Source organism: Seminibacterium arietis (assembly GCF_042675725.1).
In the GTDB taxonomy this organism is placed as follows: domain Bacteria; phylum Pseudomonadota; class Gammaproteobacteria; order Enterobacterales; family Pasteurellaceae; genus Seminibacterium; species Seminibacterium arietis.
In genome coordinates this window covers 68,980-92,523 of record NZ_JBHTJN010000004.1, presented here as the reverse complement: position 1 = coordinate 92,523, position 23,544 = coordinate 68,980, and the positions used below count along the sequence as shown (strand labels likewise).

Annotated in this window: 19 protein-coding genes; 12 read left to right on the top strand and 7 right to left on the bottom strand. The window is 34.6% G+C overall.

What is annotated here, in order from left to right:
- The first annotated feature begins 37 nt into the window (after nt 1–37).
- Complete coding sequence (locus ACFQ02_RS01430) at nt 38–1,252, top strand: pyridoxal phosphate-dependent aminotransferase (RefSeq protein WP_380818371.1); 1,215 nt, start codon at nt 38–40, stop codon at nt 1,250–1,252.
- A 93-nt stretch (nt 1,253–1,345) separates the two neighbouring features.
- Here the strand turns inward: ACFQ02_RS01430 and fadR are convergent, their stop codons facing one another.
- The gene (fadR, locus tag ACFQ02_RS01425; RefSeq protein WP_380818368.1) at nt 1,346–2,065 is read right to left on the bottom strand and encodes a fatty acid metabolism transcriptional regulator FadR; all 720 of its coding nucleotides are present in this window, start codon (nt 2,063–2,065) and stop codon (nt 1,346–1,348) included.
- Between the two features lie 138 nt (nt 2,066–2,203).
- Here fadR and nhaB point away from each other — a divergent pair, with 138 nt between their 5' ends.
- The 5 genes from nhaB (at nt 2,204) to holA (ending at nt 8,674) form a co-directional block, all read left to right on the top strand.
- A complete protein-coding gene (gene nhaB / locus ACFQ02_RS01420) occupies nt 2,204–3,748 on the top strand; it encodes a Na(+)/H(+) antiporter NhaB (RefSeq protein WP_380818365.1) in 1,545 nt (514 codons plus the stop codon).
- 21 nt (nt 3,749–3,769) lie between these two features.
- Entirely contained in the window at nt 3,770–4,312 is a 543-nt protein-coding gene (dsbB, locus tag ACFQ02_RS01415; protein WP_380818361.1) for a disulfide bond formation protein DsbB, read from the top strand.
- Between the two features lie 155 nt (nt 4,313–4,467).
- Nucleotides 4,468–7,050: a leucine--tRNA ligase gene (leuS, locus tag ACFQ02_RS01410; protein ID WP_380818358.1), complete on the top strand. Its 2,583-nt coding sequence runs from the start codon at nt 4,468–4,470 to the stop codon at nt 7,048–7,050.
- 68 nt (nt 7,051–7,118) lie between these two features.
- Nucleotides 7,119–7,619, top strand: coding sequence for an LPS-assembly lipoprotein LptE (locus tag ACFQ02_RS01405; protein WP_380818357.1), 501 nt, complete (start codon nt 7,119–7,121; stop codon nt 7,617–7,619).
- Nucleotides 7,619–8,674 carry a DNA polymerase III subunit delta gene (gene holA, locus ACFQ02_RS01400; RefSeq protein WP_380818354.1) on the top strand — a complete coding sequence of 352 codons (1,056 nt, stop codon included), beginning with the start codon at nt 7,619–7,621 and terminating at the stop codon, nt 8,672–8,674. The genes ACFQ02_RS01405 and holA overlap by 1 nt, the downstream gene beginning before the upstream one ends.
- Before the next feature lie 76 nt (nt 8,675–8,750).
- On the opposite strand, the gene pdxR is transcribed toward holA, so the two are convergent.
- The gene (gene pdxR / locus ACFQ02_RS01395; RefSeq protein ID WP_380818351.1) at nt 8,751–10,157 is read right to left on the bottom strand and encodes a MocR-like pyridoxine biosynthesis transcription factor PdxR; all 1,407 of its coding nucleotides are present in this window, start codon (nt 10,155–10,157) and stop codon (nt 8,751–8,753) included.
- 100 nt (nt 10,158–10,257) lie between these two features.
- On the opposite strand from pdxR, the gene pdxS reads away from it, so the two are divergent.
- Entirely contained in the window at nt 10,258–11,145 is an 888-nt protein-coding gene (pdxS, locus tag ACFQ02_RS01390; protein WP_380818349.1) for a pyridoxal 5'-phosphate synthase lyase subunit PdxS, read from the top strand.
- Nucleotide 11,146: 1 nt separating this feature from the next.
- Nucleotides 11,147–11,755 carry a pyridoxal 5'-phosphate synthase glutaminase subunit PdxT gene (gene pdxT / locus ACFQ02_RS01385; protein WP_380818346.1) on the top strand — a complete coding sequence of 203 codons (609 nt, stop codon included), beginning with the start codon at nt 11,147–11,149 and terminating at the stop codon, nt 11,753–11,755.
- Nucleotides 11,756–11,934: 179 nt separating this feature from the next.
- Here pdxT and ACFQ02_RS01380 read toward each other — a convergent pair whose 3' ends face one another.
- Entirely contained in the window at nt 11,935–12,117 is a 183-nt protein-coding gene (locus tag ACFQ02_RS01380; protein WP_380818343.1) for a hypothetical protein, read from the bottom strand.
- Between the two features lie 477 nt (nt 12,118–12,594).
- Here ACFQ02_RS01380 and rbfA point away from each other — a divergent pair, with 477 nt between their 5' ends.
- The 4 genes from rbfA to ACFQ02_RS01360 all read left to right on the top strand — a co-directional run bounded on the left by rbfA (nt 12,595) and on the right by ACFQ02_RS01360 (nt 15,070).
- A complete protein-coding gene (gene rbfA / locus ACFQ02_RS01375) occupies nt 12,595–12,975 on the top strand; it encodes a 30S ribosome-binding factor RbfA (protein WP_380818340.1) in 381 nt (126 codons plus the stop codon).
- A gap of 2 nt (nt 12,976–12,977) precedes the next feature.
- Nucleotides 12,978–13,892 carry a tRNA pseudouridine(55) synthase TruB gene (gene truB, locus ACFQ02_RS01370; RefSeq protein WP_380818338.1) on the top strand — a complete coding sequence of 305 codons (915 nt, stop codon included), beginning with the start codon at nt 12,978–12,980 and terminating at the stop codon, nt 13,890–13,892.
- 53 nt (nt 13,893–13,945) lie between these two features.
- Nucleotides 13,946–14,293, top strand: a complete 348-nt coding sequence (locus tag ACFQ02_RS01365) for a Spx/MgsR family RNA polymerase-binding regulatory protein (RefSeq protein ID WP_380818335.1) — start codon at nt 13,946–13,948, stop codon at nt 14,291–14,293.
- Nucleotides 14,294–14,425: 132 nt separating this feature from the next.
- Entirely contained in the window at nt 14,426–15,070 is a 645-nt protein-coding gene (locus ACFQ02_RS01360; protein WP_380818334.1) for a DUF805 domain-containing protein, read from the top strand.
- A gap of 73 nt (nt 15,071–15,143) precedes the next feature.
- On the opposite strand, the gene parC is transcribed toward ACFQ02_RS01360, so the two are convergent.
- The 4 genes from parC to ACFQ02_RS01340 all read right to left on the bottom strand — a co-directional run bounded on the left by parC (nt 15,144) and on the right by ACFQ02_RS01340 (nt 23,440).
- On the bottom strand, nt 15,144–17,393 hold the full coding sequence (gene parC, locus ACFQ02_RS01355; protein ID WP_380818332.1) for a DNA topoisomerase IV subunit A: 2,250 nt from the start codon (nt 17,391–17,393) through the stop codon (nt 15,144–15,146).
- Between the two features lie 72 nt (nt 17,394–17,465).
- Nucleotides 17,466–19,364, bottom strand: coding sequence for a DNA topoisomerase IV subunit B (gene parE / locus ACFQ02_RS01350; RefSeq protein ID WP_380818330.1), 1,899 nt, complete (start codon nt 19,362–19,364; stop codon nt 17,466–17,468).
- Nucleotides 19,365–19,518: 154 nt separating this feature from the next.
- Nucleotides 19,519–22,182, bottom strand: coding sequence for an MlaD family protein (locus ACFQ02_RS01345; protein WP_380818328.1), 2,664 nt, complete (start codon nt 22,180–22,182; stop codon nt 19,519–19,521).
- Nucleotides 22,169–23,440, bottom strand: a complete 1,272-nt coding sequence (locus ACFQ02_RS01340) for a PqiA/YebS family transporter subunit (RefSeq protein ID WP_380818904.1) — start codon at nt 23,438–23,440, stop codon at nt 22,169–22,171. The genes ACFQ02_RS01345 and ACFQ02_RS01340 overlap by 14 nt, the downstream gene beginning before the upstream one ends.
- Nucleotides 23,441–23,544 lie beyond the last annotated feature (104 nt).

The following is a 23,544-nucleotide window of genomic DNA, read 5'->3' as shown; positions in this document are numbered from 1 at the left end:
TACTGTCTTCAGTTCTCCATTAAAACAAGGATAAAAAATGACTGTTTTCCCAAAATCAGATAAGTTAGAACACGTTTGTTACGATATTCGTGGTCCAGTTCATAAAGAGGCAATTCGTCTCGAAGAAGAAGGTAATAAAATTTTAAAACTCAATATTGGTAATCCTGCACCTTTTGGGTTTGAAGCTCCAGATGAAATTTTAGTCGATATTTTACGTAATATGCATTCCGCACAAGGGTATTGTGATTCAAAAGGTTTATATTCGGCACGTAAAGCAATTGTACAATATTACCAATCGAAAGGAATTCATGGAGCAACAGTTAACGATGTGTATATTGGTAATGGTGTTTCTGAACTGATTTTAATGTCAATGCAAGCATTGCTAAATAATAATGATGAAGTTTTAATCCCAATGCCTGATTACCCTCTCTGGACTGCGGCAGCTACTCTTGCAGGTGGTAAACCAGTACATTATTTTTGTGATGAAGAAGCCAGCTGGTTTCCTGATATTGCAGATATTAAAAGCAAAATTACTTCTCGTACGAAAGCTATTGTAATCATTAATCCGAATAATCCAACAGGTGCGGTATATAGTGAAAATTTATTAAAAGAAATAGTAGAATTAGCTCGCCGTCATAATTTAATCATCTTTGCAGATGAAATTTACGATAAAATTTTATACGATGATGCGGTTCATCATCATATAGCCGCCCTTGCTCCTGATTTGTTGACGGTGACGTTTAACGGTTTATCGAAAGCCTATCGTGTAGCTGGGTTTCGTCAAGGCTGGATGATGTTCAATGGTCCAAAAGAGAATGCAAAAGGCTACATTGAAGGAATTGAGATGCTTGCTTCAATGCGTTTATGTGCTAATCATCCAATGCAGCATGCCATTCAAACAGCACTTGGTGGTTATCAAAGTATTAACGAATTTATTTTACCTGGTGGACGATTACTTGAACAACGTAATAAAGCTTACGAATTACTTAACCAGATACCAGGAATTAGCTGTGTTAAGGCACAAGGTGCCTTGTACATGTTCCCTAAAATTGATGTCAAAAAATTCAATATTTATGATGATGAAAAAATGGTGTTAGATTTATTAAAGCAGGAAAAAGTGTTACTAGTACATGGTCGAGGATTTAATTGGCATAAACCCGATCACTTCCGTATTGTGACTCTGCCTTATGTTAATCAGCTTGAAGATGCAATTACTCGTCTTGCAAAATTCTTAGATCATTATCGGCAATAAGCATTACATTAAAATTAAAAAGCTCCGCTTAGATTACTATTGCGGAGCTTTTATGTTGGGTTTAATTTTCGATTTTATTTCGTAAAATAATTTTTAGCTAAAGTCTTCTGGTAAATGGTGCAAAATAGCTTTCCAAATATTACCACTGTGTTCACGATTTTGGTTTAAACATTCTATCGCATTTTTTACATCACCTAACTTACAACTCTCATACAGGTTTTGATAAAACGTTAATGTGATTTTTCGAGATTCTTCTTCCGAAAAAAACAGTGAGGCAACTTGGTGATAGAGTTTTTTGAAACTATTTAAAATTAAAGCATAAACAGGTTTATTTGCAATGAAGGTAAAGTTGCGATACAAATTATAATCAAATTCCGCATAAGCTTGTGGCGTTTCATCTAAGTGCGGTAGGTTTTCAAATAATTTTGCCGAAGCTTGTGAGTCAATATGGATTGCTTCAGGAATATAATGTTCTCCCATTTTTGTTCTTAATGATACAACATTTGTGATAATAGTGGGCAAAATAGATTTATCCAATTGGATAAGGGTGCTAATAATATTTGGACCAGCAGTTTGCCAAATATCATTAACTTTTGTAGGTTTGCCGTGCTGAATATTTAACCAGCCATCGCGAGCTAGTCGCTGCAATACTTCACGTAAAGTTGTGCGAGTGACGCCTATTTTATCTGCTAATTCACGCTCAGCAGGAAGATCAGAACCAGCAGGAAAATAATTACTATAAATGCTTTTAACAATGTATTCTTCTGCTAAACCAGCAGGGCTTTGGGCTTTTAAAATATAATTGTTACTCATACAAATATTCTATAAATATTGCTATTCTCCATAGCATAGATGACAAAATTAATATTTGCTATTATCCTTGAAACTCATATATATTACAATTGCAAACATATTTTAAATTTTAAAATTAAACTCTAAGGAAAATCTCTTATGAATTACTCTCAAGCATTCCTAAAAAACTTTCTTGGGACAAGCCCAGATTGGTATAAGTTATCGATTATCGGATTTCTAATCATTAATCCCATTTTATTTTTTTTAATCAGCCCTTTTATTGCTGGTTGGGTGTTAGTCGCTGAATTTATTTTTACGCTAGCAATGGCACTAAAATGCTATCCATTACAACCAGGTGGATTACTTGCTATTGAGGCTATTATCATAGGAATGACTCACCCTGAACATGTTAAAGCTGAAATAATGGCAAATTTTGAAGTGATATTGTTGCTAGTTTTTATGGTTGCTGGTATTTATTTTATGAAGCAACTTCTTTTATTTGTATTCACTAAACTACTTTTGCAAATTCGCTCTAAAATTGTTTTATCGCTTGCTTTTTGTTTAAGTGCGGCTTTTTTATCCGCTTTTTTGGACGCTTTAACAGTTGTTGCTGTAATTATTAGCGTTGGAGTTGGATTTTATGGCGTGTACCATAAAGTTGCATCAGGCAAACATTTTGAAGATTCTGATGACATTAGTGATGATAAGTACGTTAGTCAACATAAAAAAACCTTAGAAGAATTTCGTTCTTTTTTGCGTAGCTTAATGATGCATTCAGGTGTGGGAACTGCTCTAGGTGGTGTATTAACAATGGTAGGAGAACCACAGAATTTGATTATTGCAGAGCAAGCTCAATGGGGATTTGGTGAATTCTTTATTAGAATGAGTCCAGTTACAATTCCTACTCTGATTTTTGGTATATTAACTTGTGTTATCGTAGAAAAATTCCATATTTTCGGCTATGGGGCAAAATTACCACGTAAGGTATGGTGTGTACTTGCAAAATATGATGCTAACCGTGAAATGAAAATGACTAAACAAGACCGTATTAAGCTAGGTATTCAAGCGTTAATTGGTGTTTGGTTAGTTTTTGGTTTAGCATTCCATTTAGCTGCTGTAGGTATTATTGGATTAAGTGTAATAATTTTATGTACTTCTTTTTGTGGCATTACTGATGAACATGCAATTGGCAAAGCGTTCCAAGAATCTTTACCTTTTACTGCACTTTTAGTCGTGTTTTTTTCTATTGTTGCGGTTATTATTGACCAACAACTCTTTGCACCAATTATTCACTATGTGCTATCAGCCTCAGAAAGCTCCCAATTAGTGCTGTTCTATATTTTTAATGGATTATTATCCGCTATTTCAGACAATGTGTTTGTTGCAACCGTTTATATTAATGAAGCAAAAGCCGCATTACAAGCGGGTATTATTACGCTCAATCAGTTTGAATTGTTAGCAGTAGCGATTAATACAGGTACTAATTTACCTTCTGTAGCGACTCCGAATGGTCAAGCAGCATTTTTATTTTTATTGACTTCATCTCTAGCACCTTTAATTCGTTTATCTTATGGTAAAATGGTTTATATGGCATTGCCTTATACAATTGTTTTGTCAGTAACTGGATTAATTGCAGTGAAGTATATACTTCCAATTGGCACGATGATTCTCACTCAATTTGGTCTAATCACGTTACCGCACTAATAAAAATTAAAAGGAAAAATAATGCTAAATTACTTCAAAGGATTATCAACACATAGGGGTGGCTGGATACTGCTACTAATCTCAGGATTAGTTTTAGAGAGTGTTGCACTTTTCTTCCAATATGGCATGAACTTGTCACCTTGTGTCATGTGTGTTTATGAACGTGTTGCATTATTTGGCATTATTTTATCTGCTATTGTTGGTTTGATAGAACCGAAGTGCTTTATTACTCGTACACTAGCATTAATTATTGGCATAATTAGTGCTGTCAAAGGAGTATTATTATCAGTTAAGCATGTCGACTATCAGCTAAATCCTGCACCATGGAATCAGTGTTCTTATATGGCAGAGTTTCCACAAGTCTTACCTCTAGATAAATGGTTTCCATTAATATTTAAGCCATACGGCATTTGTTCTGAAATAAGTTGGACATTTTTAGGATTTTCCATGCCTCAGTGGCTTATTATTGTTTTTACCTCATACTGTTTAGTGTTTATTTTGCTAATTATTAGTCAGTTTAAACATAAAAAAATAGATCGTTTGATTTTGACAACAGGGCTATAGGGAAAATGCGGTATTTCTCTAAAGTTCTGTTAATTTAGCCTATTTTACTGTATTCTATATTGCGTTTTTTCAATTAAACTTTCAGCCGACTTTTAAGTTATCGAAGTAAAAAGTGCGGTGTTTTTTGAACAATTTTTTTAATTAAAGGTACTATTATGCAACAGCAATATCGCCCTGATCTTATTGAAGCGGAAGTGCAAAAATATTGGCATGAAAATAAAACATTTAAAGCTATTAAAGATAATTCCAAAGAAAAATATTATTGTCTTTCAATGTTACCGTATCCATCTGGGCGTTTGCATATGGGACACGTTCGTAACTACACTATTGGTGATGTAATTTCTCGTTACCAACGTATGATTGGAAAAAACGTATTACAGCCAATGGGATGGGACGCTTTTGGGTTGCCTGCTGAAGGAGCTGCCGTAAAAAACAACACAGCACCTGCTAAATGGACTTATGAAAATATTGAATATATGAAAAACCAATTGAAAATATTGGGTTTTTCTTATGATTGGGATCGTGAAGTCACGACTTGCCGACCTGAATACTATAAGTGGGAACAATGGTTTTTTACAGAATTGTATAAAAAAGGTTTAGTGTATAAAAAAACCTCAACAGTAAACTGGTGTCCTAACGATGAAACGGTATTAGCAAATGAACAAGTTCATGAAGGCTGTTGTTGGCGATGTGATAGCCCTGTAGAGCAACGTGAGATCCCACAATGGTTTATTAAAATTACTGATTATGCAGAACAATTACTAGGTGGGTTGGATCAGCTACCACAATGGCCAGATACTGTAAAAACAATGCAAAAAAACTGGATTGGTCGTTCAGAAGGCGTTGAAATTACTTTTAATATTGAGAATTCCAATGAAACTGTAAGCGTTTATACGACTCGCCCTGACACTTTTTACGGTGTTTCCTATATGGCAGTGGCAGCAGGGCATCCATTAGCAGAGTATGCTGCAAAAAGTAATCCTGACTTAGCGAAATTTATTCAAGAGTGCAAAAATACTAAAGTTGCTGAAGCAGAGTTGGCAACTATGGAGAAAAAAGGCATGCCAACGGGTATTAATGCCGTTCATCCGATCACAGGTAAATTGATTCCTATTTGGGTTGCTAATTTTGTGTTGATGCATTACGGAACGGGTGCAGTAATGGCTGTGCCTGCTCATGACCAACGTGATTATGAATTTGCTACTAAATATGGACTTCCGATCAATCCTGTGATCACGCCAGCGGATGGCTCGTCTTTAGATATTTCAGAAAAAGCTTATACCGAATATGGACTGAATATTAATTCAGATGAATTCAATGGCTTAGATTTTACAGCAGCTTTTAACGGCATTGCCGATAAATTAGAAAAGATGGGAGTAGGAAAACGCCAAGTAAATTACCGTTTGCGTGATTGGGGCGTTTCTCGTCAACGTTACTGGGGAGCACCAATTCCAATGCTGACCCTTGAAAATGGAGATGTTGTACCTGTTCCAATGGAAGATTTACCTGTTGTATTACCTGAAAATGTTGTGATGGATGGTGTCAAAAGCCCGATTAAAGCAGATCCAAACTGGGCAAAAACTCTTTACAAGGGTGAGCCTGCCTTAAAAGAAACAGATACTTTTGATACCTTTATGGAATCTTCTTGGTATTATGCTCGTTATACTTGTCCACAATATCAAGATGGCATGTTAGATAGCGATGAAGCGAATTATTGGTTACCTGTAGATCAATATATTGGTGGTATTGAACATGCTACGATGCACTTATTATATTTCCGTTTCTTCCATAAATTATTGCGTGATGCAGGCATTTTGAATTCTGATGAGCCAGCTACTAGATTACTTTGTCAAGGTATGGTGCTAGCCGATGCATTTTATTACACCAGCCCAAGCAATGAACGCATTTGGGTTTCTCCAACAAAGGTCACATTAGAACGTGATGAAAAAGGTCGTATCATAAAAGCCGTTGACGATCAAGGAAATGAGCTAGTGCATAGCGGCATGACTAAAATGTCAAAATCGAAAAATAACGGTATTGATCCGCAAGAAATGGTACAAAAATATGGTGCAGATACTGTGCGATTATTCATGATGTTTGCATCTCCAGCAGAAATGACTTTGGAATGGCAAGAATCAGGCGTTGAAGGTGCTAATCGTTTCTTAAGACGTTTATGGAATTTAGTATTTGAATATGTACAAAATCCAGCTCAAAGTGCGGTAGATCCTACTTCACTTTCTACCAATCAAAAATCGTTACGCCGTGATATACACAAAACCATAGCAAAAGTAACTGATGATATTGGGCGTCGCCAAACTTTTAACACCGCTATCGCTGCAATAATGGAATTAATGAATAAGCTAACTAAAGCACCATTAGCGGAAGAGCAAGATCGTGCTGTTATGGCTGAGGCACTAAGTGCGGTAGTCAGAATGCTTTATCCAATCACACCACATATTTGTTTTAAATTATGGCAAGTATTAGGTAACGATAACATTATTGATTTTGCTCCTTGGGTAGAAGCCGATGAAAAAGCAATGATTGATGATGAAAAATTAGTCGTAATACAAGTAAATGGAAAAGTCAGAGCGAAAATTACTGTACCAGCAAATATGACAGAAGAGCAAATTAAACAAGTTGCTTTAGCTGATAACAACGTAGCGAAGTTTTTAGAAAACTTAACGGTGCAGAAAGTGATTTATGTACCAGGTAAATTGTTGAGTTTTGTCGCTAAATAACGAAATCAACGCAGATGTAAACTATCTGCGTTGATTTTTACTATATTTTCAGATCGTTGGGAGATTTTATGCTAAATACAATAAAAATGATCTTAATTTCTACCGCACTTTTTTTAGTGGTAGGCTGTGGTTTTCATTTTCAACATGGAGAATTGATCCCGTCTCAACTAAAAAGGTTACATTTAGAAAGCCAAGATACTTACAGTCCAATAGTGACGGCGATGCGTAAACAATTGCAAGAAAATGGCGTGAAGTTAGTTGAAGATAGTCAAACTATACCAGTGTTGCGTATCAATAAAACTATAACAAATGATCAAGTAGCTTCTATTTTTAAAAGTGGAAGGGAAGCTGAAAAAATATTAATTATCGAAGTTGAAGCTACACTCAAGCTATCTGATCAAAAAGTATACCCAATTAAAGCAGCGGTAAACCGCACTTTTTTTGATAACTCTCGAGCAGCATTAGCAAAATCGACAGAAAAAGAGGTCATTTGGCATGACATGTATGAACAAGCCGCTCGTCAACTAATCACGAAAATGATTAGTTTTAATCGTGAGTTGGTTAAATAATGAACCGTATTTTTACGGAGCAATTGCCTCAATCCCTTAGTAATAGCTTAGCAAAACTCTATTATTTGCTGGGAGGCGACCACTTATTACTGATTGAAAGTAAAGATCTGATTTGCCATACGGCTATGCGACAGGGATTTGATGAAAAATTCGAAATCGATATTGATAATTCAACTAACTGGAATGATTTATTTGAGAGATTACAGTCTTTCGGACTCTTTTCTCGTCGCCAAATCATTATTTTAAATTTACCCGAAAATCTCACCGCACTTATACAAAAAAGTCTATGTGAACTTATTAAATACTTACATGATGATATTCTATTGATTTTACAAATTCCTAAATTGACTAAAACAATAGAAAACCAAGATTGGTTTATTGAAGCAAAATATTATGAGCCAAGATTAGTTAGTGTAAATTGCCAAACGCCTACAATTGAACAATTGCCTCGATGGATTTTGAATCGAGCAAAATCGATGAATTTAAATATTGAAGAAGATGCAGTCAAGCTACTTTGTTATAACTATGAAAATAATTTACTTGCGTTGAAACAGACTTTACAGCAGCTTTCATTACTGTATCCTGATAATAAATTAACATTTAATCGAGTTAAAAAAAATATTGAACAGTCTTCAATATTTACCGTATTTCAATGGATTGATGCAATATTAGAGGGAAAAACGCACCGAGTACAACACATTATAAATGGCTTGCGAGCGGACGAAATACAACCGATTATTTTGTTACGAACTCTACAACGTGAGTTATTGATTATATTAAAATTGACTCAGCCACAACGAATCACAAACATTGATTCTTTATTATTGACAACGGATCTTCGCCAGCGGTTTGATCAATTAAAGATCTGGCAAAATCGTCGTAGTTTGTATACTCAGGCTATCCGACGCATGAGTTTTCGTCAACTTTACCAATATATTCAACAAATGGCGGAAATTGAACGCCTCATCAAACAAGAATTTATCACTGATATTTGGCAACATCTCACGGAACTATCAGTTAAAATTAGTGAGCAATCGATAGAACCCAATAGATAAAAGTGTGTCAAGTTTTACACTGTTTGGGGTTATAAACTGAAAAATAAAATCTATAAAATACTATGTAATATTTGCTTCAAACCTCATATCCCCAAATAATTAATAATTTTTTTACCGCACTTTCTAATTCTGTTTCAGTTAAATCGCCAAAGCCTAATACAAATAAATGTCGGCTTGAATATTCTATAGGGTAAACTTGAATGTCATTTTGTAATGCGATTTGACTTAATTCTGTAGAAGTTCGATGTTCATCTAAGAGTTCAATTAATAAATAAACGCCCGAATGTTCACCATAGTAACTAATCTCATTTTTATAGGGGTGTAGTAAACTACAAAGTAGCTCCATTTTTCGCCGATAAGCGGTACGCATTCGGTGAATGTGCCTTTCAAATTCCCCTTGTTGCATAAAATTAGCTAATCGTTGTTGCTCAAAGCGGGAAACCGTTGAATGAGAAAAATTGCAGTATTTTTCATATTGTTGCAATAAATTTTCAGGTAAGACCATAAAACTTGTCCTTAAAACAGGCATAATTAATTTAGAAAAAGAACCAAAATAAATGACACGTTCATGGAAATCTAAACTTTGTAGTGAGGGAATTGGCTTACCTTTGTAGCGAAATTCACTATCATAATCATCTTCTATAATATATCGATTTGGAGCTGCGTTTGCCCATTCGAGTAATTGGTGACGTTGGCTAATTGACATTACTTGCCCAAATGGATATAAATGTGAGGGTGTTAGATAGGCAACATTCACTCGTTGTTGTTCTAAAAAAGCTAAATTTATTCCTTGCTCAGAGGAATTGATTGGAAGTTTTACTACGGGTTTATCATGTAAATGTAATAACTTTTCTACTTTTTCATAACCTAAACTTTCCATTGCATAGATAAAATGCTGTTTAGGATCAATTTGATTAAATAGTAAAATCAACTGCTGTAAGCAACTTTCTACTCCTGCTGCAATAATAATTTGTTCAGCGACACAATTGACCCCTCTAGAGGCGGAGAGATAATTTGCAATTTCAAGACGCAAATTTAAATCTCCTTTTGGATCACCTAAATGTAATAGTTCTCGCTTTGAAGAATTATAGCAAAGCCGACCGCACTTTTTCCAAGCTTGAAAAGGAAATCGACGGCTATCTATTTTGTGAGGATTTAAATCAAATTTAATAGATTTATTAGAAAGTAAGTGCGGTAGTTTTTTTACTTTTTTATGTAATTGAATATGCTGATCAATTTTAAAACAGACAAAAAAACCTTTTCGAGGCTTAGATTGAATGTATCCTTCAGCACTTAGTTGATTATAAGCACCTTCTACCGTATTGCGACTAATTTTTAAGTAATCTTTTAATTTATTTTTTGATGGTAGAGCCTCACCATAGATTAGTTTTTGTTGACAAATTGCTAGTTTAATTTGCTGATAGAGTTGTAGATAAAGAGGAGTTTGTATGTTTTTATCTAAATGATAATTCAATTTCTTCATTCTGACCCCATTAATATTATCAATTTTGACACTTTTAATCATGCTTAAAATAGCACAAAATGACCGCCGAATAAATAATTGACCAACAAAGGAGGAAAAAATGAGTAAATTATTGGGTTCAGATGTGGTAAAACGTGGTATGGCTCAAATGCAAAAAGGCGGAGTTATTATGGATGTTGTTAATGCAGAGCAGGCTCGTGTTGCTGAAGCAGCAGGTGCTGTTGCAGTGATGGCATTAGAGCGTGTTCCATCAGATATTCGAGCAGCTGGTGGCGTTGCTCGAATGGCAAATCCTAAATTAGTCAAAGAGATAATGAATGCAGTATCCATTCCTGTAATGGGTAAAGTACGCATTGGTCATATTACGGAAGCTCGAGTATTGGAATCAATGGGAGTAGATTATATAGATGAAAGTGAGGTGTTAACTCCTGCCGATGAAGAATTTCATTTATTAAAAAGTGATTTCACCGTTCCTTTTGTTTGTGGTTGTCGAGATTTAGGTGAAGCATTACGTCGTATTGGCGAAGGGGCATCAATGTTACGTACTAAAGGTGAGCCTGGTACTGGTAATATTGTAGAAGCGGTTCGACATATGCGGAAAGTAAATGCTCAATTACGTAAAATTGTTGCAATGACAAATGATGAATTAATGACTGAAGCTAAAAATCTTGCCGCACCTTTTGAACTATTGAGACAAATTAAATTATTAGGCAAATTACCTGTAGTAAATTTTGCCGCTGGTGGCGTTGCAACACCTGCGGATGCTGCATTAATGATGGAACTTGGGGCTGATGGTGTGTTTGTTGGTTCAGGTATTTTTAAAGCGGAGAATCCAGAAAAATTTGCTAAAGCTATTGTGCAAGCTACTACTCATTATCAAGATTATGATCTTATTGCTCGTTTATCAGAAGAGCTAGGAGAACCAATGAAAGGGTTGGACATTAATTTATTAACTCCAGCAGATAGAATGCAAGAGCGTGGTTGGTAATATGCAAGATTATTCTTCTTATAAAATAGGCGTATTAGCTCTACAAGGTGCTGTAACTGAACATTTGCAACAAATTGCACAGTTAGGAGCGAGGGGAGTTGCTGTAAAGAAAACTTCCCAATTGTCTGAATTAGATGCTTTAATTTTACCAGGAGGGGAAAGTACAGCAATAGGTCATTTAATGCGACAATGTGGTTTTATTGAAGCAATTCGTGATTTTTCTTCTCAGCAAAAACCTATTTTGGGTACTTGTGCAGGTATGATTTTATTAGCAAAAGAGTTAGCTGGAGCAGAACAACCTCATTTACAACTAATGGATATTCGCGTGCAACGTAATGCTTTTGGGCGACAAGTTGAAAGTTTTCAGGTCGATTTGAAAATTAAGGGATTGATTGATTCTTTCCCTGCGATATTTATTCGAGCACCTATAATTGAAAAGGTTAATTTAAGTACAGAGCAGAAAAGCGAAGTGGAGGTATTAGCTGAATTTAATGGAAATGTAGTATTAGCAAAACAAAAAAATTTAGTTGCTTGTTCATTTCATCCTGAATTGACCGATAATACAGCAGTGATGAGGTTATTTTTGGATTTAATTAAAAAATCTAACTAATCTTTTATTTTTAAGGGTTGGCTATGTGTTTTCGTTCCGTTATTATGCGGTTTTTCATAAATTTATTTTTAATAAATTCAATATGTTAAAAAATGGTTTCGGAACGAAAACGTGATGTTATTTCTTTGAATTTCCCTATAATTTCAAACCGCACTTTTCCCCTGTTATCAATGACTATATTACAACAATGGCCACCAAAGAACAGATAGATATTTCACTACCATGATTAAGATACCAAGTAGAAGAGAAGATTTTAATGTGATTTTTAATTTCTTTTCGAACAGGAAAAAGTACGCAATCGCTCCGTAAACAAGAGTGAATCCTATAGCCTCAACTAAACGAAAAGCAAAATAAAATGACATTAGATACTCCTTAAGTAAGGTATAACCGAAATAAGAAAGCAAATAATATGAGTATATTTGGTATTATAAGTACCGCACCAGCAAGGAAAGATGATAAAAGAGTCATTTCGAAATTCTTTCTAAAAAGGAAAAAATAAGCAACTAATGCATAGATCATCACCGTGCTTATTATTTCTATAAAATGAATAATAAAAAATAAACTCATGTATGTCTCATATAGTTACAATTTTCTTGTTTTTATCATTTTTTAATTAAATTGTCTAACTATTTATAAGTAATAACGCTTAGTTTTTTTGGTGAATTAAATTTTTTATTTCAACTCTACATATTTTTATTTCCTAACTGTATGGTTTATTTTCTTTTTCTTGCGGAAAAAAAGGTTTTACACTATCATCAATCAGGTTTTGATTAATTAAGAAAATAATAATTATTAAATCGTTATTTAGATTTTGGGTGTAAATATTGATGGAGAATGCTATGGCGAGAGAATTTAAACGTGCAGATCGTGTCGCACAAGAATTACAAAAAGAAATAGCAATCATTTTGCAGCGAGAAGTGAAAGACCCTCGCATTGGTATGGTGACTGTGTCTGATGTAGAAGTATCAAAAGATTTAGCTTATGCTAAAGTGTTTGTCACATTTTTGTTCGATCATGATGAAAGTGCTGTTAAAAGTGGTATGGAAGGACTACATAAAGCTTCCCCTTATATTCGTTCTTTGTTGGCAAAAAGTATGCGATTGCGTATCGTTCCTGAATTGCGTTTTATTTATGATCAATCTTTGATTGAAGGAATGCGTATGTCAAATCTAGTTACTAACGTTGTACGTGAAGATGAAAAACATCACATAGAAGATTAACTATGAGTAAACCACGTAAAAAAGGTCGAGACATTCACGGTGTATTTTTGTTGGATAAACCGCAAGGGGTTAGTTCTAACGCAGTAATGCAACAAGTTAAACGTATATTTCAAGCAAATAAAGCAGGGCATACAGGAGCATTAGACCCTCTTGCTACAGGAATGCTACCGATATGTTTGGGAGAGGCAACGAAATTTTCACAATTTTTGTTAGATTCTGATAAGCGATATTTAGTAACAGCTAAATTAGGGGAAAGAACGGACACATCAGATGCTGATGGACAAGTAGTCGATGAACGAGACGTAAAAGTAGAAATTCCGCAAATTATGACCGCACTTGAGTCTTTTCGTGGCGATATTCTACAAGTGCCAACCATGTTTTCCGCATTAAAATATCAAGGTAAACCCCTTTACGAATACGCTCGAGCAGGTATTGTAGTCGAGCGACAAGCTCGTCCTATTTCTATTTATGAATTAAAATTTATTCATTATCAAGCTCCTTACTTAACGCTTGAAGTTCATTGTTCAAAAGGAACATATATTCGTACATTAATTGATGATTTAGGTGAAATATTAGGCTGTGGGGGACATGTTACTATGCTACGAAGAATAGCCGTAGCAAATTATCCGACTACAGCAATGGTAAGTCTTGCTGATTTGCAACAATTGGCGGAACAAAATGATCTAGAACTGCTAGATAACTTACTGTTACCTATAGATAGTGCGGTCAAAATTTTACCTAAATTGCAGCTAACTTCTGCACAGACTAAAGCAGTAGGATTTGGACAGCGAGTTAAATTTGAAAATATGACTGCACTACAAGGACAAGTTAGATTGTTTTCTGAACAAAATTTATTTCTTGGCGTAGCGATAATTGAACAAAATCTTATTCGTCCTCAAAGAATGGTTGTTTATTAATCTGTTATAGATAAGTTGAGTTTCTTTAAGCTGAATTTAAAAGGAAAAACGTAATGATCACAGTTTATGGGATTAAAAATTGCGATAGTGTTAAAAAAGCATTGAAATGGTTAGAAGATCATCGAATTTGTTGTCAGTTACATGATTTTCGCATCGATAGTTTAGATGATTGCTGGTTATTATTAGCTGAATCTGTTTTTGGCTGGGAAAAGTTGGTCAACAAACGTAGTACTACTTGGCGTAATTTAGATATTGAAACAAAAGAAAATTTATCAAAATCTACCGCACTTTCACTACTTAAAACTCACCCAACACTAATTAAACGACCAATTATTTTACAAGACAATATAGCATTGATTGGTTTTGATGAGGAAGATTATAAAAAAGTATTTGTCAAGTAACATCTTTTGTTTATAAGTAGAATGATAAAGAGCATACAATTTTTTCAGAGTGTACACTCTGTGTTATTTCCCTTGACAGGGAAATAACAATCCTATCTGATAATTAAAATAACATATTTCTAGGAGAAAATTGTGCGTAGATCGAGATTAAATTATTTTGGTTATAGCTTATTAACGTTTTTTTTAATGAACATTTCTTTGACAATGATAAGTAAGGCAATTGAAAGTAGCACTCATTATTATTATGATGATGGATATTATACTGCAATAACGTTATTTACATTTACAATAGTCTTCTTAGTTTTACACGTTTCTATCATGATGTATCTTACTCGTGGTCGTTTAAGAGATATAGGTAAAAGTCCTAATTGGTGTTGGACTGTTCTAATTCCTTTTGCATGGCTTTATTTTGTGTTTGCTAAACCAACAGAAGGTGATAATCAATATGGTAAATCACCTAAAGACATTAAAGCAGAAGAAAAAGCTAAAATAACTGAGCAGAAAGCACGAGCTAATCCAAAGATTGATTTGGTTTTACAATATATAAAGCAATATAGCACGCCCAATGTAGGACGAGTTAAAAGTATCGATTTTCGACTAAATGAAGAAAATGAACGCTATTTTTATGCAATTTCGCCTGTAGAAGTAGAGCAATTGCGTCGGTGTTTAGAAATCTTAGCTAAAAAATTGGAAGATGATGAAAATTGTTATGGTTATTTGTATGCTAAAAGATGTTTTTATATAGGGGATAGATTGATATTTTCTTGGTCATCTTAATGAAATCATGGTATAAAAAAAGAAGCACTGTAAACAGTGCTTCTTTTTTTATACGATTTTATCAGTCGATATATTATTTCTCTGGTTCAATAATCTCAATTTTTGCTTGACTATGTAAACCCCTTGGTAATGTTGTACCTTTACGTCCTCGTTCTGCTCGGAATTTTTGTAAATTTTCAGGTTTTAGCGTGATTTTTCGCTTGCCTACATGGAATACTAAACTAGCATTTTCACTAATTAGCATTAATTTTGTTAATAATTCCAACCGCTCTTTAGCATTTGTTGTAGGAATATTAATAATTTTATTACCTTTACCTTTAGAAAGTTCTGGTAGATCTTGTACTGGAAATATGAGCATTCGTCCTGCAGAAGTTAAGGCAACTAAAAGTTTAGATGTTTCAATTACTAATGGCGGTAGTACTTGAGCATTTTCAGGTAATGAGATTAATGTTTTACCTGCTTTGTTGCGAGTAATCAAATCACTAAATTTGCAAATAAATCCGTATCCTGCATCTGATGCCATTAGTAAAAGTTGATCTTCTGTTTGCATTAACAGTTGTGTTATTGTGGCACCTGCTGGTAAAGTCAATTTCCCTGTAAGTGGTTCACCTTGCGAACGAGCTGATGGTAAAGAAGTTGGGTCAAGGGCATAACTCCGTCCCGTGCTATCGATAAATACCGCTGGTTGATTACTTTTTCCACAAGCATGAGTTAGATATTTATCTCCCGATTTGTAATTTAGCCCTTTTGGATCAATATCATGTCCTTTAGCACAGCGTACCCAACCCATCTCTGATAAAATTACTGTAACAGGCTCAACTGGGATCATTTCGCTTTCAGAAATTGCTTTAGCTTCGCTACGTTCAATAATCGGTGATAAGCGTGGTGAACTATAAGTTTTAGCATCTTGTTGAATTTCTTTTTTAATTAGATTATTTAAACGGCGATCAGAGTTAAGTAAATTTTCAAGTTGTTGGCGTTCTTGTTCTAATTGATTTTGTTCTGCTTGTAATTCATGCTCTTCTAATTTTGCTAGTTGACGTAAACGTAAATTCAAGATGGTTTCAGCTTGTTCGTCTGTTAAGTTAAAACGAGAAATCAGCTCAGCTTTTGGTTTATCTTCATGGCGAATGATCATGATGACTTCGTCAATATTTAAAAAAGCGATCATCAAGCCTTGTAAAATATGCAATCGGTTTAATACCTTATCTAAACGATAACGCAAACGGCGAATGACAGTATTTCGACGGAAAGTCAGCCATTCTGTCAAAATCTGTATTAAACCTTTAACTGCTGGTTTGTTATCTAAGCCAATCATATTCATATTCACTCGATAACTTTTTTCTAAATCAGTTGTGGCGAATAAATGCCCCATTAAAGTATCAATATCAACTCGATTAGAACGAGGAGTGATGACAATTCGTACAGGGTTTTGATGATCTGCCTCATCACGTACATCGTCTACTATAGGTAGTTTTTTAGCAGTCATTTGATCTGCAATTTGCTGCACGATTTTAGATGGTGAAGATTGATGAGGTACAGCAGTAATGATAATTTCGCCATCTTCTTTTTTCCATGCGGCTCGCATCTTGATTGAGCCACGTCCTTGCTGATAAATTTTTTGAATATCAGTTTTTGATGAAATGATCTCTGCTTCTGTTGGATAGTCAGGTCCTTGCACGACAGTCATTAACTCATCAAGAGTTGCTTGAGGGTTATCCAATAGCATTATTGCAGCTTGAGCAACTTCATTTAAATTATGTGGAGGAATATCAGTAGCCATTCCAACGGCAATTCCCGTTGTACCATTGAGCAAAATATGTGGTAATCGAGCTGGCAAATATTGAGGCTCTGATAATGTACCATCGAAATTTGGTTGGAAATTTACTGTACCTGCCCCTAGTTCTGCTAGTAAAAGTTCAGAAAATTTTGACAAGCGTGATTCTGTATAACGCATTGCCGCAAAAGATTTTGGATCATCTGTTGCCCCCCAGTTTCCTTGACCATCGATCAATGGATAACGGTAAGAAAAAGGTTGAGCCATTAGTACCATAGCCTCATAGCACGCAGTATCTCCATGAGGGTGAAATTTCCCCAATACATCTCCAACAGTACGAGCAGATTTTTTGTATTTTGCTGTTGCATTTAAACCTAATTCAGACATTGAATAAATAATTCGTCTTTGTACAGGTTTTAAGCCATCACCAATAAAAGGCAAGGCACGATCCATGATGACATACATGGAATAATTTAAGTAGGCATTTTCTGTAAATTGTCGCAGTGGCATTTGTTCAATGCCTTCATAATTAATTCGATTATTCATGTTATGTTAATTTATTTTTTATTGATTTTATGAAGTAAAATTTTAAAAAAATTGACCGCACTTTTAGTATATCTATACTGCAAGATTTGCGTGATTACCATTTGCTTGTAACCAATTTTTACGATCTTCTGAACGTTTTTTTGCTAATAACATATCCATTAATTCTAATGTATTTTGATTGTCTTCATCACTAGAGCGATAAGTTAATTGCACTAAACGGCGAGTATTGGGATCCATTGTCGTTTCTCGCAACTGACTTGGATTCATTTCACCTAATCCTTTAAAACGTTGAACGTTGATTTTGCCTTTTTTATTTTTTAATCGATCTAAAATGCCTTGCTTTTCACCTTCATCAAGAGCATAAAATACATCATTACCTAGATCAATACGATAGAGCGGAGGCATAGCCACATACACATGTCCTTTTTGTACCAATATTGGAAAATGACGTAAAAATAAAGCACATAGTAAAGTTGCGATATGCAAGCCGTCTGAATCTGCATCGGCAAGAATACATACTTTACCGTAACGCAGTTGGGATAAATCATTGCTATCAGGATCGATGCCTAACGCAACGGCTATATTATGTACTTCTTCTGAGGCTAATACTTGATCAGAAGATACTTCCCAGGTGTTTAAAATTTTTCCCCGTAGAGGTAGAATGGCTTGGTATTCTCGATCTCTAGCTTGTTTAGCAGAGCCTCCAGCAGAGTCCCCTTCTACTAGGAATAGTTCAGTTCGCGTTAGATCTTGTTGGCTGCAATCGGCTAATTTACCAGGTAAAGCTGGACCGTTGACTAATTTTTTTCTAACGACTTTCTTTGCAGCTCGTAAACGGCGTTCTGCAGAACTGATAGCTAACTTTGCTAAATCCTCAGCTTCTTGTATGTTGTGGTTAAGCCATAAGCTGAAGGCATCTTTGATTACTCCTCCTACAAATACCGCACTTTGTCGTGAAGATAAACGTTCTTTAGTTTGTCCTGCAAATTGAGGATCCTGCATTTTTATCGAAAGAACATAAGCACAATGATCCCAAATATCTTCCGCTGCTAGTTTTATTCCACGAGGTAATAAATTGCGAAATTCACAAAATTCTCGCATAGCATCTAATAGCCCTTGCCGTAAGCCATTAACGTGTGTACCACCTTGTATAGTTGGAATTAAATTTACGTAACTCTCACCGAGTAATTCACCTCCTTCTGGTAGCCACAAAATTGCCCAACTAGCGGTTTCTTTTTCTGTTTTAATATCACCAACAAATGGTTTTGTTGGTAAAGTTGTGTAGCCTTGTACTGCTTCTGTTAAATAATCAGATAAACCGTCTTGATATAACCAAGTTTCTTCATTATTGTTAATTTTATCAATGAACTTAATTTCTAATCCTGAACATAATACAGCTTTAGCTCGTAATAAATGACGTAAACGACTGATAGAAAAATTGCTACTATCAAAATATTTTTTATTTGGTTTAAAACGAACTGTTGTCCCCGTATTACGTCGTCCACATGTACCAATTACTTCGAGTTCCTTTACTTTTATTCCATTTTCAAAAGCTATATAATGAATTTCACCATTGCGTTTAATTGTGACATCAACCCGTTCAGATAAGGCATTTACTACGGAGATTCCTACACCATGTAGTCCACCTGCAAATTCATAATTTTTGTTAGAAAATTTACCTCCAGCATGGAGTTTAGTTAAGATGACTTCTACACCTGAAATTTTTTCTATTGGATGAATATCTACAGGCATACCTCGTCCATCATCAATGACTTCTAAGGATTGATCTTGATGTAAAATCACTTGAATTTTATTAGCAAATCCTGCGAGAGCTTCATCTACACTATTATCGATCACTTCTTGTCCTAAATGGTTTGGGCGAGTTGTATCAGTGTACATGCCAGGGCGTAGTTGAACAGGTTCTAAATCTTTTAAAACAGTTATTTCATGAGCAGAATAATTATTGGTCATAATGTAAAGTGATTGATTATTTAAGTAAAATTTTTGCTCAAGTTTAGCAAAAAAAACAAGAAATTGCACATGACAACAATTTAATTTTATATTACCTAACTAGACAGACGGGCTATCTATTTTAAGTTAGGTAATATAAAGAGCGGTCTATTTTTTATAATTTTTTGCTTTCAGTTGCATTATTTAGCACACCAGAATTCCAACTCTCAGCTTCATTAGGACGCTTTATTTGCAGTAGGAAGCGTTGGTGTGCTTTTGCTATAGGTTGGATTACTTTACTTGATGGAGTTGAAAAACTAATCCCTCCTTTTAGTAGTTGTTGCATTGTCCCTGTATTAATAGATACGCCACTAAATCCTACTTCCATACCATAGCCTGAAGAAATCCAGAATTCGGAATTTTGTCGAACAAGATTTTTGTATTGTTGGTCTATTAAAATATGGATAAGAACACGATCACCTAATTTGTTTAATTCTAATTTTTTAATTGTACCCACTTCTAGACCTCGATATAACACAGGAGCATTCTCACTGATATTCATCGCATTAGTGGCTTCCAATATTAATGGAAAACCATCGGCATATCGAGTAGCTGTTGCAAGCTGTTGTTCAAGTTTGAAATTATGCGTAGGCTTTCCATTACCAATGTTAATGTCAATATAGGGTTGTAGTAGAGTATCTAAATGTTCAATACTTCCCGCAGAGACTTGTGGCGAGATCACGGAGAATTTGCTCCCTTCTCTAGCAATTGTCGTGATATATTTAGGATCAATGATAGCTTTAATGCTAATTCCATTTTTATTTGAAAGTTTGATGTTACTTACTTCACCTATTTTTAGTCCCTTGTATCTAAGTGGCATTCCTTCACTTAAATTGACCGCACTTTTAGCTTCTAACATAATGACTTGTTTAGCAGATTTGGCTAAAAATTGATTAGGATACAGATTATGATCATTACCTGAGCCACTATTATCAAAACTGATTGCACCTTTTAGTACTCTTGAAAGTGGCGATGCTTCGAGATTCACACCTTGTGAATTGATGTTAACTTTAGTGGCACTCTCTAACCAAAACAAACTTTTATTAGTTAACAGATGACGGTATTTAGGGTAGACAAATACGTCAACTTCAAAAATATTATGTTTTGGACGAATATCTAAAATCTTACCAACCTCATATTGGTGATAAAGCAAGGTTGAATTTTTACTAATACCACTTAGTTGCGTTGCTTTTAGAGTAATACTAGGTATGTTTTGAACTTGGGTTATACCCGCTTCCGCATTACTTAAATTACTATAAAGAGGATAACTCGTTAATGGTTTTCCTGATCTGTAGCCAGAAATTACACGAATTCCGCCTAATAGCCATTTTTCAGGCGTAGCAGCTTCAAAATTTAATCCTTCAGCAGTAAGGTTTACTTCGAAATTAGAGGCTGCGATGAAAAGCGTATCAGGACGAATTAAGTGACGAAAAGGAGCAGCAATAGCAATTTTAAATCGCACGTCATTTGGTTCTTCTATTTTAGTAATAATATCGCCAATAACTAAATTGTTGTAATAGATTTGTTGTCCCTCAGTAATACCATAACTTTCAGGTGCGGTTAATTCTAACACCATAGTATTAGGCTGTTTGAGCAATATTTCATTTTCTTTAATCACGTTAAAATGATTCGTTTTATCCCCTGTTCCTGGTAATATATCAAAATATTTTCCTCGCAAGATTTTTTGAATATCAGAGAGATCGCCTAAATTAGGTTTTTTATTGCGTAATACTATATTCGTATTAGCTTTAAACAGCTCAGCTGCATCAGAATTTACTAACAAAGTACCTTGAAATAGATTTTCTTTATTTTGTACAGGTTTTAAAGATGACAAGACGCCAATCTGATTATCATGGACATAAACGGCAGTTTTTCCTGCATTAAGCCCCGTTATATCAGTAAGTGTGATAGCAATTTCTGTGTTTCGTTTTGCTGAGTCTAAATCAGCATAAAGTTTATAACGAGCTTTTTCTTCGGCAGGTAAACTGTTTTCTGGTGAATCAAAAGCGACAGCTCCTTGTACAATTGCACCTAAACTAGCAATATCAACATTTATGCCAGATAATCCAATGTCTGCACTAATACCACTAATATTCCAAAAGCGACTATCTTGTTTAACAAATTGAGCGTAGGCTTTATCTATCACTACATCAATTTCGATTTTATTTTTTTCATTGCTGAGATGATAATCATAGATTTTTCCAACGGGGATTTCTTTAAAATAAATAGAAGAACCGATCACAATTGAACCAAGTTCATCAGCAACTAAATGAATTAGTAAATCACCTTCATTAACTTTAGTGATTGGACTTTTATCTTCTCCGACAAATGTGTCCTCTATTTCTCCATCACCAGGTTGTAATGTAATATAATTACCTGACACCAGCGTATCAAGTCCAGAAATACCTGCGATAGAGGCACTTGGACGAACGATCCAAAATTTTGTATTTTTATGTAATATTTTTTTTGCTTCAGGATAAATATTTGCTTCTACATTAACTTTTTTTAAATCGTCAGTGAAACTCACTTTTTTTACAACGCCAATTTGTAGACCTTGGTAACGAATTTGAGTTTTCCCAGCAACTAAGCCGTCACCGTTATTAAATGTGATTTTAATATTAGTACCTTGCTCTTGTATAATTTGAAAAAACAATACCGCACTAATGCAAAGTGAAATAAAAGGTAACAGCCAAAAAGGTGAAATCTTCTTATTGAGGCGAGTTATTGCAGTTATATTTTGGTATTTTTTCTTAATAGAATTATTGTTAGTGTTTGTCATAAATTTTCCAAAGTAAACGACTATCAAATAGTGATGTTGAAATCATGCTTAAAAATACAGCTGCACCAAAGTAAAAAGCGGCAGGACCTACAGAAAAATCAATAAGTTGTCCTCTTGTTACTAAAGACATCATTAAGGCAAGAACAAAAAGATCTAACATAGACCATCGACCAACAAAATGAATGAAATGTAATAATTTCATTTGTCTCTTAATTGAATGTGTCCATTTGAAATGGATGCAACATAGTAAATACAGTAGCACTGCAATCTTACAGATCGGGATAAAAATGCTCGCCATAAACACAATAAAGGCGATAGCATAACTTTTCGCATCTATAAAGGCAAGTACGCCAGACATTAATGTATCGGCAGTAGCAACGCCGTTAAAATAAACTATTGACATTGGTAGTATATTTGCAGGGATAAGCATGAACATAGCAGTAATTAATGTAGCCCAAGTACGCTGAAGACTTATTTTAGAAGAAGTAACTCGACTATAACAGCGAGGGCAATAGATATATCCTTTATTATCTTGTATTGGTTCAGAAAAACTATATTGGCACGCAGTGCATACTTGTAGTTGTACTTTCGACGATATTGGAAAAAATGAAGTATGTTCAGGATAGAAATCTTCCCATAATGCATCTACGTTTATTTTGATAAACAGTAGCGTAGTCAAAAGTGCGGTAAAGATAAAAGCAATTAAATAAATATCTAATTGTAAAGAGGCATATTCTCTAATCTTAAACATAGTTACAGCAAGAGCAACTAAGTATACGTCAAACATTACCCACGGTTTGATGTAGCTAAGTGAAAGTAAGAGATTGCCTGGTTTTATATTTAATATTTGAGAAAAATGTAGCAAGATCACCAAAATAGAGAAAGCAATCGGCATAAATACAGCACACAGAAAAATTAAAAATGCAGTATAGGAGTAGCCTTGAGTTGCCATCTTCCATATGCCTTGCCAAACAGAAGCATTGATTTCTACACCCAATAAATTAATACTTAATAAAGGATAATTTAAAGCAAACGGTAGTAAGATCAAAATAGAATATGCAATCATAGCACATCGATGTAGTTCCCATCGTTCACTAGAAGCAAGTGTATGGTTGCAACGAGGGCAGTCAGCATGTTGATTATTGTTTAAGTAAGGAATAATTACCTTTGCATTACAAGAAACACAACAAGTCATTTTACTGTGGGCTGGCGAACAGCATTTTTTTTTGACATATTTATTATTAGATGATTTAAAGATATATTGTGAGTGGATAATTTGTTTTTTAACACTCTAATTATAATAAAGTATTTTGTTGTAAATAGCGAAAAAATTTTAAACTTACAAGCTTGTTATCATGATTA